Origin of the sequence: Microbacterium sp. NPDC089695, from assembly GCF_044749085.1 — a bacterium.
GTDB lineage: Bacteria > Actinomycetota > Actinomycetes > Actinomycetales > Microbacteriaceae > Microbacterium.
In genome coordinates this window covers 462,228-474,625 of the sequence record NZ_JBIVHG010000001.1, presented here as the reverse complement: position 1 = coordinate 474,625, position 12,398 = coordinate 462,228, and the positions used below count along the sequence as shown (strand labels likewise).

At 70.8% G+C, this 12,398-nt stretch carries 13 protein-coding genes; 7 read left to right on the top strand and 6 right to left on the bottom strand.

Annotated elements, in window-relative coordinates; genetic code table 11:
* Positions 1–87 precede the first annotated feature (87 nt).
* The 4 genes from ACIPYT_RS02395 to ACIPYT_RS02380 all read left to right on the top strand — a co-directional run bounded on the left by ACIPYT_RS02395 (position 88) and on the right by ACIPYT_RS02380 (position 4,582).
* Positions 88–1,587 carry a CoA-acylating methylmalonate-semialdehyde dehydrogenase gene (locus ACIPYT_RS02395; RefSeq protein WP_401070293.1) on the top strand — a complete coding sequence of 500 codons (1,500 nt, stop codon included), beginning with the start codon at positions 88–90 and terminating at the stop codon, positions 1,585–1,587.
* Positions 1,588–1,611: 24 nt separating this feature from the next.
* The gene (locus ACIPYT_RS02390; protein ID WP_401070291.1) at positions 1,612–2,796 is read left to right on the top strand and encodes an acyl-CoA dehydrogenase family protein; all 1,185 of its coding nucleotides are present in this window, start codon (positions 1,612–1,614) and stop codon (positions 2,794–2,796) included.
* Positions 2,793–3,680 (top strand): 3-hydroxyisobutyrate dehydrogenase, encoded by an 888-nt coding sequence (mmsB, locus tag ACIPYT_RS02385; protein ID WP_401070288.1) that lies wholly within the window; start codon positions 2,793–2,795, stop codon positions 3,678–3,680. Before ACIPYT_RS02390 ends, mmsB begins: the two co-directional genes overlap by 4 nt.
* A 125-nt stretch (positions 3,681–3,805) precedes the next feature.
* Positions 3,806–4,582 (top strand): enoyl-CoA hydratase-related protein, encoded by a 777-nt coding sequence (locus tag ACIPYT_RS02380; RefSeq protein ID WP_401070285.1) that lies wholly within the window; start codon positions 3,806–3,808, stop codon positions 4,580–4,582.
* Positions 4,583–4,687: 105 nt separating this feature from the next.
* Here ACIPYT_RS02380 and ACIPYT_RS02375 read toward each other — a convergent pair whose 3' ends face one another.
* From ACIPYT_RS02375 to ACIPYT_RS02365, 3 genes are read right to left on the bottom strand one after another with little or no spacing between them, the layout of a single operon-like run.
* The gene (locus ACIPYT_RS02375) at positions 4,688–5,131 is read right to left on the bottom strand and encodes a YdeI/OmpD-associated family protein (RefSeq protein WP_401070282.1); all 444 of its coding nucleotides are present in this window, start codon (positions 5,129–5,131) and stop codon (positions 4,688–4,690) included.
* On the bottom strand, positions 5,128–5,598 hold the full coding sequence (locus ACIPYT_RS02370; RefSeq protein WP_401070279.1) for an SRPBCC family protein: 471 nt from the start codon (positions 5,596–5,598) through the stop codon (positions 5,128–5,130). The genes ACIPYT_RS02375 and ACIPYT_RS02370 overlap by 4 nt, the downstream gene beginning before the upstream one ends.
* A gap of 1 nt (position 5,599) precedes the next feature.
* A complete protein-coding gene (locus ACIPYT_RS02365) occupies positions 5,600–6,136 on the bottom strand; it encodes a MarR family winged helix-turn-helix transcriptional regulator (protein WP_401070276.1) in 537 nt (178 codons plus the stop codon).
* 110 nt (positions 6,137–6,246) lie between these two features.
* On the opposite strand from ACIPYT_RS02365, the gene ACIPYT_RS02360 reads away from it, so the two are divergent.
* From ACIPYT_RS02360 to ACIPYT_RS02350, 3 genes are read left to right on the top strand one after another with little or no spacing between them, the layout of a single operon-like run.
* The gene (locus ACIPYT_RS02360; RefSeq protein WP_401070273.1) at positions 6,247–7,023 is read left to right on the top strand and encodes an electron transfer flavoprotein subunit beta/FixA family protein; all 777 of its coding nucleotides are present in this window, start codon (positions 6,247–6,249) and stop codon (positions 7,021–7,023) included.
* 2 nt (positions 7,024–7,025) lie between these two features.
* Positions 7,026–8,027 carry an electron transfer flavoprotein subunit alpha/FixB family protein gene (locus ACIPYT_RS02355; RefSeq protein ID WP_401070271.1) on the top strand — a complete coding sequence of 334 codons (1,002 nt, stop codon included), beginning with the start codon at positions 7,026–7,028 and terminating at the stop codon, positions 8,025–8,027.
* A 2-nt stretch (positions 8,028–8,029) separates the two neighbouring features.
* Positions 8,030–9,895: a cytochrome b/b6 domain-containing protein gene (locus tag ACIPYT_RS02350; protein WP_401070268.1), complete on the top strand. Its 1,866-nt coding sequence runs from the start codon at positions 8,030–8,032 to the stop codon at positions 9,893–9,895.
* A 42-nt stretch (positions 9,896–9,937) separates the two neighbouring features.
* On the opposite strand, the gene ACIPYT_RS02345 is transcribed toward ACIPYT_RS02350, so the two are convergent.
* From ACIPYT_RS02345 to ACIPYT_RS02335, 3 genes are all read right to left on the bottom strand, one after another.
* A complete protein-coding gene (locus ACIPYT_RS02345; RefSeq protein WP_401070265.1) occupies positions 9,938–11,131 on the bottom strand; it encodes a PrsW family intramembrane metalloprotease in 1,194 nt (397 codons plus the stop codon).
* Positions 11,128–11,727, bottom strand: a complete 600-nt coding sequence (locus ACIPYT_RS02340; protein WP_401070262.1) for a hypothetical protein — start codon at positions 11,725–11,727, stop codon at positions 11,128–11,130. Before ACIPYT_RS02340 ends, ACIPYT_RS02345 begins: the two co-directional genes overlap by 4 nt.
* Positions 11,728–11,891: 164 nt before the next feature.
* The gene (locus ACIPYT_RS02335) at positions 11,892–12,398 is read right to left on the bottom strand and encodes a GNAT family N-acetyltransferase (RefSeq protein WP_401070259.1); all 507 of its coding nucleotides are present in this window, start codon (positions 12,396–12,398) and stop codon (positions 11,892–11,894) included.

Genomic DNA, 12,398 nt, shown 5'->3' with positions numbered 1-12,398 from the left:
GCCACGATAGTAGGACATCCTAGTAAATGTATGGATGCCGAAGTATGATCGCAATGTGCCAATGACGGCTCGAAGGGACATCGCACAATGACTCGCACCATCCCGCATCTCGTAGGCGGAAAGCCCGTGACCGCAACCGACGGTCGCTTCGCCGACGTGTTCGACCCGAGCACCGGCGCTGTGCAGGCCCGCGTGCCGCTCGCGTCGACCGACGAGGTCCGCGCGGCGGTCGCGAACGCCGCGGCCGCGCAGGCGGAGTGGGCCGCGACCAACCCGCAGAAGCGCGCCCGCGTGCTCCTGCGCTTCCTCGACCTGGTGCAGCGCGACATGCAGTCGATCGCCGAACTCCTCGCGAGTGAGCACGGCAAGACGGTCGACGATGCGAAGGGTGACATCCAGCGCGGCCTCGAGGTGATCGAGTTCGCCGCGGGCGCGCCCCACCTGCTCAAGGGGGAGTACTCGACCGGAGCGGGCGCGGGCATCGACGTGTACTCGATGCGCCAGCCGCTCGGTGTCGTCGCCGCGATCACGCCGTTCAACTTCCCGGCCATGATCCCGCTGTGGAAGGCCGGGCCCGCGCTCGCCGCCGGCAACGCCGTCGTTCTCAAGCCCAGCGAGCGCGACCCCTCGGTGCCGGTCCGACTGGCCGAGCTGTTCCTCGAGGCAGGTCTCCCCGCCGGCGTCCTCAACGTCGTGCACGGCGACAAAGAGGCCGTCGACGCCCTGCTGGCCGACGATCGCATCCGTGCGGTGGGCTTCGTCGGGTCGACCCCGATCGCGGAGTACATCTACGCCACCGCAGCCGCTCACGGAAAGCGCGCGCAGTGCTTCGGCGGCGCCAAGAATCACATGATCGTGATGCCCGACGCCGACCTCGACCAGGCCGTCGATGCGCTCATCGGCGCCGGCTACGGCTCGGCGGGGGAGCGCTGCATGGCGATCTCGGTCGCGGTTCCGGTGGGGCAGGAGACGGCGGAGGCTCTCGCCGCGAAGCTCGTCGAGCGCGTGGCGCAGCTGCGCGTCGGCCCCTCGCTCGCGAACGACGTCGACTACGGCCCGCTCGTCACCCGGGCGGCGGTCGAGCGCGTCGAGGGCTACATCCAGCAGGGCGTCGACGAGGGGGCGGCCCTGCTCGCCGACGGCCGCGGCTTCACGGTCGCAGGTCACGAGGACGGCTTCTACCTGGGGCCCACCCTGTTCGACCACGTCACGACCGACATGGCGATCTACCGCGAGGAGATCTTCGGCCCCGTGCTCGTGATCGCCCGTGCAGCCGACTACGAGGAGGCGCTGCGCATGGCGTCGGAGCACGAGTTCGGCAACGGCGTCGCGATCTTCACACGCGACGGCGACGCCGCCCGCGACTTCGCCGCCCGGGTCGAGGTCGGCATGGTCGGTGTGAACGTGCCGATCCCCGTGCCGATCGCGTATTACACGTTCGGCGGCTGGAAGCGGTCGGGGTTCGGCGACCTCAACCAGCACGGCGCCGACGCCTTCCGGTTCTACACGAAGACCAAGACCGTCACGAGCCGCTGGCCCAGCGGCATCAAGGACGGCGCCAGCTTCGTCATCCCCACCATGCACTGACCACCGGTCGAGCGAGGACACATCATGAGCGACACGATCACCGTCACCACCACCGCCGAGGAGCGCGAGGCCATCATCGGCGCCGTGCGCGAGTTCGCCGAGACCGAGCTCGCCCCGTTCGCCGCCGAGCGCGACGAGAAGCACCTGTTCCCGAGGGAGGCGCTGCAGCGCGGCGGCGAGCTGGGCCTCGGCGGCATCTATGTGCGCGAGGAGTTCGGCGGCACGGGCCTCAGCCGCACCGACACGGTCGCGATCTTCGAGGAACTCGCCAAGGGCGACCCCGCGGTCGCGGCGTACATCTCGATCCACAACATGGTCGCGTGGATGATCGACAGCTACGGCGACGACGCGCAGCGCGGGGCCTGGCTGCCCCGGCTCACCGCCATGCAGGAGTTCGGCGGCTACTGCCTCACCGAGCCGGGAGCGGGATCGGATGCCGCGAACATCGCCACGAGCGCGGTGCGCGACGGCGACGACTACCTGCTCACGGGCGTGAAGCAGTTCATCTCGGGCGCGGGCGAGGCCGCGGTGTACGTGGTGATGGCGCGCACCGGCGAGCCCGGCGCGCGGGGCATCAGCGCCTTCCTCGTCCCGGGCGACGCCGACGGCCTGAGCTTCGGAGCGCCGGAGAAGAAGATGGGCTGGCATGCGCAGCCCACACGGCAGGTCATCCTCGACGGGGTGCGTGTGCCGGCATCCGCTCGCCTCGGCGAGGAGGGGTGCGGCTTCGCGATCGCGATGTCGGCGCTCAACGGCGGCCGCCTCAACATCGCCGCCTGCTCCTTGGGCGGCGCGCAGTGGGCGCTCGACCGGGCCGTGCAGTACGTGCACGAGCGCGTCGCGTTCGGCGAGCCGCTCGCCGAGAAGCAGTCGATCCTCTTCCAGGTCGCCGACATGCGCACCGACCTGCAGGCAGCACGGCTCATGGTCCGCGACGGCGCTGAGGCGGTCGACGCGCACGCGCCCGACGCCACCATGCGCTGCGCCATGGCCAAGCGCTTCGCGACGGATGCCGGATTCGACGTCGCCAACCGCGCGCTGCAGCTGCACGGCGGCTACGGCTACCTGCAGGACTACGGCATCGAGAAGGTCGTGCGAGATCTGCGCGTGCACCAGATCCTCGAGGGGACGAACGAGATCATGCGCCTGATCGTCGGGCGCGAGATGCTGCGTCCGGCTGGCTCCGCATCGATGCGGAGCCAGTCATGACCCGCATCGCGTTCCTCGGACTCGGCCACATGGGCCTGCCGATGGCGAAGAACCTCGTCGCAGCGGGGCACGAGGTGCACGGCTTCGACCCCGTGCCGGCAGCGATCGACGCGGCACGCGCCGCCGGCATCCCGGTCGCCGCGAGCGGAGCGGAAGCCGTCGCCGATGCCGACGTCGTCATCACGATGTTCCCGGCAGGGAGGCACGTGATCGACGCGTACCGCACCGAGCTGCTCGCGGCCGCGCGACCGGGGACGCTGTTCATCGAGTCGTCGACGATCGCGGTCGATGAGGCGCGGGCCGCCCACGCGCTCGCGCTCGCCGCCGGGCACCGCAACATCGACGCCCCCGTCTCGGGAGGCGTCGTCGGCGCCGAGAACGGCACGCTCGCGTTCATGGTCGGCGGATCCGACGACGACTACGCCGCCGCGCTGCCGCTGCTCGAGGTCATGGGAAAGCGCATCGTGCACTGCGGCGGACCCGGGCTCGGCCAGGCCGCGAAGGTGTGCAACAACATGGTGCTGGCGGTGTCGCAGATCGCCGTCGCCGAGGCGTTCGTTCTCGGCGAGCGGCTCGGGCTCGAGCATCAGGCGCTGTTCGACGTCGTGTCGCAGGCATCCGGTCAGTGCTGGTCGATCACCACGAACTGCCCCGTGCCGGGTCCGGTGCCCACGAGCCCGGCGAACCGCGACTATCGGCCGGGCTTCGCGGGGGCGCTCATGGCCAAGGACCTCGGTCTCGCACTGCAGGCGATCGAGCAGACCTCGACGGATGCCCGCATGGGCCGTCTCGCGCAGCAGCTCTACGCCGCGTTCGCCGCCGGTGAGGGAGCGAGCCGCGACTTCTCGGGCATCATCACCGACATCCGCGACGGAGTCGTGTGAGGCTTTCGACGGATGCATATCGACACCGCGGATGCGTGCCGGGAGCGCCGCGTCGGGCATGCATCCGTCGGTCGGGCATGCAACTGCGGCGACATACTGGAATCACCACGACGGAGAGGGCCTTCATGACCGAGTACGAGACGATCCTGGTCGAGCAGCGCGGACGCGTGGGATGGATCACGCTGAACCGTCCGCAGGCGTTGAACGCCCTGAACTCCCGCCTCGCCGACGAGATCACCGCCGCGGCGCAGGCGTTCGACGGCGATGACGGCGTCGGTGCGATCGTCGTGACCGGCTCGGAGAAGGCGTTCGCCGCGGGTGCCGACATCAAGGAGATGGAGGGCATGTCGGGGGCCGAGATGCGCGACACCGACCACTTCGGCATCTGGAGCGAGTTCGCCGCCGTGCGCACCCCCGTGATCGCCGCGGTCTCGGGCTTCGCCCTGGGCGGCGGATGCGAGCTCGCGATGATGTGCGACATCATCCTCGCCGCCGACACCGCCAAGTTCGGCCAGCCCGAGATCAACCTCGGCGTGATCCCCGGCATGGGCGGCACGCAGCGGCTCATCCGTGCGGTCGGCTACTACAAGGCCGCAGAGCTCGTGCTCTCCGGGCGGCTCATGGATGCCGTCGAGGCGGAGCGCTCCGGTCTCGTGTCGCGCGTCGTGCCGGCATCCGAGCTGCTCGCCGAGGCCACAGCGCTCGCCGACACGATCGCCGCGAAGTCGCTGCCGTCGGTGCTCGCCGCGAAGGCCGCTCTCGACGCCGCGATGGAGACGACTCTCGCCGACGGTCTGGCGCACGAGAAGCAGGCGTTCTCGGCGCTGTTCGACACCGCCGACCAGAAGGAGGGCATGGCCGCCTTCCGGGAGAAGCGTGCACCCGACTTCCAGAACCGCTGATCGATGAGCGCAACTCCGGAGAATCGGCCCCGATGGGCCCTCCAGGCCACGGATACGGCGTTGCGGTGCCCGGATCTCCGGAGTTATGACAGCGAAGAGGCGGGCTCAGCCGCGCAGCGACTCCACGATCTTCGCGATCCGGCGGTCGCGCGTCGCCTCCTGCTTGGCCTCGGCGACCGTGCGGGCGTGCTCTTTGCGCACCGAGTACGACAGGGCGTCGAACGCCGTGCGCACGGCGGGGTCGGCGTCGAGCGCCGCGGCCAGCGCGGGTGGGACCTCGACCGTGCGCTCGGCGGCGTCGAGTCGAATCACCGCGTCGACCTCCTGGTCGATCTCGACGCCGAGGTCGGCGCGCACGGCCTTGCTGAAGCCGATCATGTTCTGCCCGCCCATCCGCGCGAGGCGCAGCCGCGCGGTGCGTCCGCCGATCGTGACGGCGACGGGGAACGCCTTGCCGGCGCCGAACGAGGCGACCTGCTCGTCGGAGAGGATGATCGCCGCGGCGGGGCCACGGCCCTCGAGGACGGTGTGCAGACGCAGTTCGCTCATGGCGACAGCGTAGACCCGCGCCCCTCGATCTCGGCAGCGATCGTGTCGTTGCGCTCCTCGATCAAGCGGCGCATGTGCTCGCGCATCACGAGCCGGTCGACGAGACGACCGAGCGGCCCGAACGGCGAGCGGAACGTGATCGTGTCGCGCATGAGCGTGCCCCGCGGATGCTCCTCGAACTCGTGCTCGTGCAGGAACGCCTTGAACGGGCCGGCGATCTGCCGGTCGCGAAAGCCATGCGGCGCGTCGATGTCGAACACGAGCGACCGCAGTCGGAACGGGATGCCGAAGTGCCCGGCCTGCCAGGTGACGGTCGAGCCCTCGGTGAACACACCGCCCGCCGGCGCCTCGACCATCGTCTCGCCGTGCCGCGCCATCGACCGCACGTGCAGCTCGGGGTCGAGCGACGCGGCGAAGACCTCGGCCGGGGGAGCGGCGATCACGCGTTCCAGCACGAACGCGGCCATGTCACAGCGCGTCGGGCTGGGGGCGCGGATCGGCGAAGTCGCCCGCGGCCTTGCGCATGCGGGCCACGATCGCGACGAGTTCGGTGGCGTCGTCGCGGCTCACGCCAGGGTCGACGAAGACCTCGGCGTTGAGGGCCGCGGTGGCACGCTCGACGAGGGCGCGACCCGAGTCGGTCAGGGCGAGCAGTGCCGCGCGGCCGTCGTGCGGGTGCGGCTCGCGCACGATGAACCCGTCGCGCACCAGCCGCTCGGCCGTGCTCGTCACGGTCGTCGCGTGCACCTGCAGTCGGGCGACCACGCTCGACAGCGGCAGGCGTCCGGAGCGGCTGAAGGCCAGCAGGCGCAGCATCTCGTAGCGCGCGAAGCTCAACGCGAAGGGCTTGAGCGCGGCATCCACCCGGGCGAGAAGCAGCTGCTGCGCGCGCATGACCGAGGTCACGACGGTCATGCCGTCGGCGGCATCCGTCCATCCGTGCGCGAGCCACTGCCGCTTCGCCTCGGCGAGCGGATCCACGGGGAGCGGACGGGGTCTGACCACGCTTCTACGGTAGGGCATGGAGGCGCGTGCGGCGTGCTGGTCCTGGGTCGCTCGTCGGATGGGACTCAGTTTCAGCGCGCTAGAATCGAGGCAGTCGTGAGGAGTAGTCGATGAAGATCTTCGTCCTGGTCAAAGAGGTGCCCGACACCTACGGCGACCGCAGCCTGAATCTCGAGACGGGACTCGCCGAGCGCGGTGCGGGCGACGTGGTGCTCGATGAGATCACCGAGCGGGCGCTCGAGGTCGCGCTCAGCCACGCCGACAAGAACGAGGGCACCGAAGTGGTCGCGCTCGCGATGGCCCCGGAGGGGTCGACGGCCTCGGTGCGTCGCGCACTCGCGATCGGCGCCCACTCGGCCGTGCACGTCGCCGACGAGGAACTCGTGGGCGCCGACCTCGGCCTCACCGCCGAGGTGCTCGCGGCCGCGATCCGCCGCGGCGAGCCCGACCTCGTCATCACCGGCAACCTGTCGACCGACGGCTCGGGAGGCGTGATTCCCGCGATGCTCGCCGAGCACCTCGGCTGGACGCAGGCGACCGCGCTCACCTCCGTCGAGATCACGTCCGAGGGCGTCTCCGGCACGCGAGGAGCGGATGCCGGGGCGCAGTCGATCTCGGCCGCCCTGCCCGCCGTGATCTCGATCACCGAGGCGCTGCCGGACGCACGGTTCCCGAACTTCAAGGGCATCATGGCCGCGAAGAAGAAGCCCCTCGAGGTGCTCTCGCTCGCCGACCTCGGTGTCTCCGCCGACCCGTCCGCGGCGCCGCGGACCATCATGACCGCGGTGTCGGAGAAGCCTCCGCGCGCGGCGGGCGTCAAGATCGTCGACGAGGGCGACGCCGCCGAGAAGCTCGTCGAGTACCTCGCGCAGAACAGGCTGGTGTGACCATGGGCTATCCCGAGAACCCGATCCTCGTGCTCGTCGACCTCGACGCGACCGGGCGTCCGGCGAGCAGCACGGCTGCGCTGCTCGGCGCGGCATCGACCATCGGAAGGCCCGTCGCGCTGATCGTGGGCGGGGCGCCGGATGCAGCCGGCGAACTCGCCGCGCTGGGAGCCGCGGTCATCATGTCCGAGGACGCGGATGCATCTCTGCTCACAGTGCCGGTCGTCGATGCGCTCCAGCGCGCCTACGACGCGATGCGGCCGGATGCCGTGCTCATCTCGAACTCGATCGCGGGCCGCGACGTTGCGGGCCGGTTCGCCGTGCGGGCGAAGCTCGCCCTGTCCGTCGACGCGGTCGGCGTCTCCCGCGACGAGGAAGGCATCGTCGCGCATCACTCCGTCTACGGCGGCGCGTATCTCGTCGACTCGGCGCCCACGTTCGGCGCACCTGTGATCACGGTGCGCCAGGGTGCGGTCGAGGTTCGGGCGGCGGCCGTCGACGACCCGGTGTTCGCGGGGGCTGCATACGGCGGGGCGCCGGACGAGGTCGCCGCTCTGACGGCATCCGCCCTGCCTGCCGCGACGGTCGGCGCGATCGAAGCCGTCGAGCAGGCGTCGTCACGGCCCGAGCTGCGCGGCGCGACCCGGGTCGTGTCGGGTGGGCGAGGACTCGCCTCGAAGGAGAAGTTCGTGCTCGTCGAAGAGCTCGCCGACGCGCTGGGCGCCGCGGTCGGTGCGTCCAGGGCCGCGGTCGACGCCGGGTATATCCCGCAGTCGCATCAGGTCGGGCAGACCGGGGTCTCGGTGTCACCGCAACTGTATGTCGCTCTCGGCATATCCGGAGCGATCCAGCACCGCGCGGGCATGCAGACCTCGAAGACGATCGTCGCGATCAACAAGGACGCCGAGGCGCCGATCTTCGACGTGGCCGATTTCGGCGTCGTCGGCGACCTGTTCACGCTCGTGCCGCAGATCATCGCGGCGCTCGAGGCGCGGAAGAAGTAGCCATGGCAGAGCGGATGCTGCGCCGCGGCCTCCCGCGCACGCTCGGCGGGGAGCCCTGGCCGCCCGGGGGAGCGGTCGCGGAGGTCGCGGAGGCTCCTACGGTCGCTGGCGTCGCCGAGGTCGCTGGCGTCGCCGGCTCCGTGGCGCCTGTTCCGGAGCGTGACACTCCGGGGGCCGACACGCCACATGTCGGACCTTCCGGCGTGGAAACGCCGCAATCCGGCGTGTCGGCCCCCGGAGTGGATGAGGTCACGAGCGAGGCCACGGCTGGGGCTACGGCTGAGGCCGGCGAGCGAGCGCAGCGCGACGAGACGCGCGATGTCGCCGGCGCGACGCTCCGCCGCGGTCTCCCGCGCACCCCGGGAGGCGAGCCGTGGCCGCCCGCGGGGCCGCCCGCAGCGGCGTCGTCCATCGGGGAACGCGATTCGTCTCCGGTGACGTCGTCATCCGCGCTCGATGAGCCGCGGGGTGTGGCGGGGTCGGCGGGGTCGGCGGCTTCCTCGCTCGACGAACCGCTGGGCGACGCGGCGGCGAGCGCGTCCACGCCCGCACGGCCGCCGACGGGCGAGCCGTTCGACGGCGCGAGCATCTCGTCGCGATCGACCTCGTCGTCCGAGCGCGACGGTCGGGATGCCGGAACCGCATCCGTCCGCCGAGGCCTTCCCCGCACCCGCGGCGGCGAGCCGTGGCCGCCCGCCGGCACCGTCCCCTCCTCCGTCACAACGGGGGCCGACACGCCACATCTCGGACCGAATGCGGCCGTAACGCCGACATCTGGCGTGTCGGCCCCCGAACCGGCGGCGGCCCCCGAACCGGCGGCGGCCCCCGAACCGGCGGCGGCGGCTGCGGCTGCGACCTCGGCCTCGACTGCCGTCGCGACGCGCGACGTCTCGACGCCGCTGCGGGCACCCCGCACGGTGTGGAACGGCCGCGCACCGCGCCGCATGCCGGCGGCGGCCTCGGCATCCACACGCCGACGCCCGACCTGGACGCAGGCGATCGCCGTGCTTCTCGGCGCCGCAGCGCTCGGCATCCTCGCCGGCGCCGCCGTGGCTTTCGTGCGCACGCTGCTGAGCCTCCCCGCGCTGCAGGACTTCCTCGTCGCGTTCCCCGGCGAGTACGCGCCGACCGTGCCGGTCGAACCGGGCTTCGCGCCGTGGGTCGGATGGCAGCACTTCTTCAACGCGTTCCTCATGGTGCTGATCATCCGGTCGGGGCTCACGATCCGCTCCGAGAAGCGACCGACCGCGTTCTGGACCCCCCGCAACAATCCCAAGGGCAAGGTCAGCCTGACGATCTGGTTCCACCAGGCGCTCGATGTGCTGTGGCTCGTGAACGGCGTGATCTTCGTCGTGCTGCTTTTCGCGACCGGCCACTGGGTGCGCATCGTCCCGACGAGCTGGGAGGTGTTCCCGAACGCGCTGTCGGCGGCGCTGCAGTACGTCTCGTTCGACTGGCCGCATGAGAACGGCTGGAACAACTACAACAGCCTGCAGCAGCTCGCGTACTTCGCGACGGTGTTCATCGCGGCCCCGCTCGCCGCGATCACGGGCTTCCGCATGTCGGGCATGTGGCCCAAGAAGGCGGAGCGGCTGTCGAAGGCGTACCCGATCGAGTGGGCGCGCGCGTTGCACTTCCCGGTGATGCTGTACTTCGTGCTGTTCATCGTCGCGCACGTCGCGCTGGTGATGCTGACCGGCTTCCTGCGCAACCTCAACCACATGTACGCCTCGCAGGATGCCGTCACCTGGACCGGATTCTGGGTGTTCGTCGCCTCACTGGTGGTGATCGCGGTGGGGTGGGTCGCGGCGCGGCCGCTCGTCATCGCCCCGATCGCGAAGCTGTTCGGCACCGTCTCCGGCCGCTGACGCTGCGCGCAGCGGCGCCATGCGTGCGCCCTGGAGGCGCGGTCAGTCGGCGGCGCGGTCGCGCAGTCGACTGACCTCCGCGCGCGCGTGATCGAGGCGAGACGTCGGGACGCCGTCGGCACGGGCGACCTCGTGGCACAGGTCGAACAGTGCGCGCCGGAGGTGCCTGCGCGCGCGGCGGGCGCGGTGCGACGGCGCCGAGCGCAGCCAGGCGCGTCGGGCGCGGCGATCCACCAGAGCGTCCACCTCGTCGGCGGACACGGTGCCGTCGTCGACCTCGGGCGCCAGCAGATCGCGCACGAACTCGCGCTCGCGCGGCGCTGCGAGGCGGAAGGCGATCGTCAGGATCACCAGAGCGGCGATGATCGACGCCGCCATCACGGCGATGATGCCGAGACCGTTGTCTCCGCCGAGGCCGGACGCATCGTCCCACGTGAAGTGCAGGAACATCCCAGCCAGCACGAACAGGATGCCGCGCAGCACTCGGCGAGGCTGGGCGGCGGTGCCGATCAGATAGATGGCCCCGCTGCACACCAGCGCGCTGAACAGCGGATGCGAGACCGCGCTGGTGGCGATGCGCGTGAGCGACACCGTGACGGCGGCGCTGTCGGGGTTGCTGCTGAACGAGGTCATGGTGCCGTTCGCGGCGTAGAGGAAGTCCTCGAACACCGCGAAACCGAGACCGATGAACGCGCCGAGGATGAGTCCGTCGTTCGCGGTGCGGATCAGCCGCGGGGCGAGGCCGAGGAGTAGCACGAGCCCGCACAACTTCGCCGCCTCCTCCGTGAAGGGCGCCGTGAGACCGGCCGCCCAGTTCGACGCCCAGTCCTGCCCGAAGAGCTTGGGGTAGATGCCGAGCATCGCGGTGTTCACGGGCAGGGCGAACGCGAACGTCGCGGGAATAGCGCCCCACACGATCGCGGCGGTCACAAGACCGGCGGGCTGGCGCTCCCAGCGGTCGATGTGATGGAACCAGGTCGCCCAGGCGACTCCGCAGAGCAGGCAGAGCACGGCGGCCACGGCGAACGGCTCGGCGTAGAACACGACGTCCTGTCGGAAGTACGACCAGATGTGCACGAGCCCGATGGCCGTCAGCACCAGGTAGACCCAGAACGCGAGCGATCGCGGCTGCACGAATCGGAAGCGCCGGCCCCAGCCCGAGAGGTCGATGGCGTCGCGGCGACGCTCGGCTGCGGTCGTCGTGCGCGCCGACTCCGAGCGGAGCGAGGCGCTCACGACGTCTTCCCCGAGTCGAGAGCGCGGATGCTGGCGATCATCTTCTCGATCTGCGGGGCAGCCGCGCGCATCTGCGCCGCGGGGCCCTGCGCGGTGAGCGTGATGCCCGACCCGTCGATGACGAAAGCGGCGATGAGCCCCTCGTCGTGGAGTGAGCCGTACTGCTGCAGCGCGCCCACCTCACCGGAGTCGGTGCGCGTGGTCGCCGGCGAGCCCTGGAACCGGAGCGCGGGATCGGATGTCGCGGCCGTGGCCTTCTCCTGCTCGGCGAGCAGCTGAGCCGGAGTCCCGTCGAATACGCCGGTGCTGACGACGACGGTGACGCCCGAGTCGGAGATCTGGACATTCCCGCTCTGCGCCACGGTGCCGTCGGCGGAGAGGCGATGTCCCTCTTCGACGTTCCAGCCGACGGGCGGCGTGACGGCGACCTCCGCGGTCAGCGCGAGCTGCTCACCCGCCTGCACCGGATCGGACCAGGGGATCGCGTCGTCGATCCGCGGTATCACCACCGTGAACAGCAGGAACACGACGACGACGGCCAGCGGCCCCGCGAACGTCCTGCGATCGAGGCCGAGGAACCGATGCTCCGCCGGCACACGGATTTCTTCTCGTGCACTCGTGATCACGACCGCACCCCCCTCCGATGCCCCGACCCTGGCACGCGCGAGACGGCACGTCAATGGGCGGCATCCGGCATGGCGGTATATTCGCTGGCCGGTCGCGGGAGGGCAGCGTGCTCGGCTCGTCGAGCGGAGGCGACTCAGCGGGTGAAGCGCACCTCGGTCAGCGTCTCGCCGAGGAAGGGCTCGGTGTGGGTGGCGCCGTCGAGGGTGAAGCCGTTGCGCACGTAGAAGCGGTGTGCACGCGGGTTGTCCTCCGCGACCCAGAGATACAGCGGCTCGTCCTTCTCGACCGCCGCGTCGAACAGCTTCTGGCCGATGCCGGTGCCGTGGAACGCGTCGAGCAGGTAGATGAAGTACAGCTCGCGGAACGCCGGGGCGTCTTTGTCGCGGGCCGGACCGGAGCCCACGAAGCCCACGATCTCGCCGTCGACCAGCGCGGCCTGCATCGTGAACTCGGGGCCCTGCGACGCCCAGTGAGTCCAGAGCTCGGCCATGCGGCGGGGCGAGACCTTCTCGAGCGCGGCCTTGCTGATCAGGTGGTCGTAGGTCTCGTGCCAGCACTGCGCGTGCACGCGGCCTAGAGCTTCCGCGTCCACATCACGGACCGGACGGACGATGACTTCAGGCTGGGCTTCGGCGCTCAT

What these genes read in the sequence shown, in the direction of transcription:
- ACIPYT_RS02380 (WP_401070285.1), top strand. Translation starts at nt 3,806, where the DNA reads ATGACCGAGTACGAGACGATCCTGGTCGAGCAGCGCGGACGCGTGGGA.
- ACIPYT_RS02355 (WP_401070271.1), top strand. Translation starts at nt 7,026, where the DNA reads ATGGGCTATCCCGAGAACCCGATCCTCGTGCTCGTCGACCTCGACGCG.
- ACIPYT_RS02350 (WP_401070268.1), top strand. Translation starts at nt 8,030, where the DNA reads ATGGCAGAGCGGATGCTGCGCCGCGGCCTCCCGCGCACGCTCGGCGGG.
- ACIPYT_RS02370 (WP_401070279.1), bottom strand. Translation starts at nt 5,598, where the DNA reads ATGGCCGCGTTCGTGCTGGAACGCGTGATCGCCGCTCCCCCGGCCGAG.
- ACIPYT_RS02360 (WP_401070273.1), top strand. Translation starts at nt 6,247, where the DNA reads ATGAAGATCTTCGTCCTGGTCAAAGAGGTGCCCGACACCTACGGCGAC.
- ACIPYT_RS02375 (WP_401070282.1), bottom strand. Translation starts at nt 5,131, where the DNA reads ATGAGCGAACTGCGTCTGCACACCGTCCTCGAGGGCCGTGGCCCCGCC.
- ACIPYT_RS02335 (WP_401070259.1), bottom strand. Translation starts at nt 12,398, where the DNA reads ATGAGCGCCGAAGCCCAGCCTGAAGTCATCGTCCGTCCGGTCCGTGAT.
- ACIPYT_RS02395 (WP_401070293.1), top strand. Translation starts at nt 88, where the DNA reads ATGACTCGCACCATCCCGCATCTCGTAGGCGGAAAGCCCGTGACCGCA.
- mmsB (WP_401070288.1), top strand. Translation starts at nt 2,793, where the DNA reads ATGACCCGCATCGCGTTCCTCGGACTCGGCCACATGGGCCTGCCGATG.
- ACIPYT_RS02390 (WP_401070291.1), top strand. Translation starts at nt 1,612, where the DNA reads ATGAGCGACACGATCACCGTCACCACCACCGCCGAGGAGCGCGAGGCC.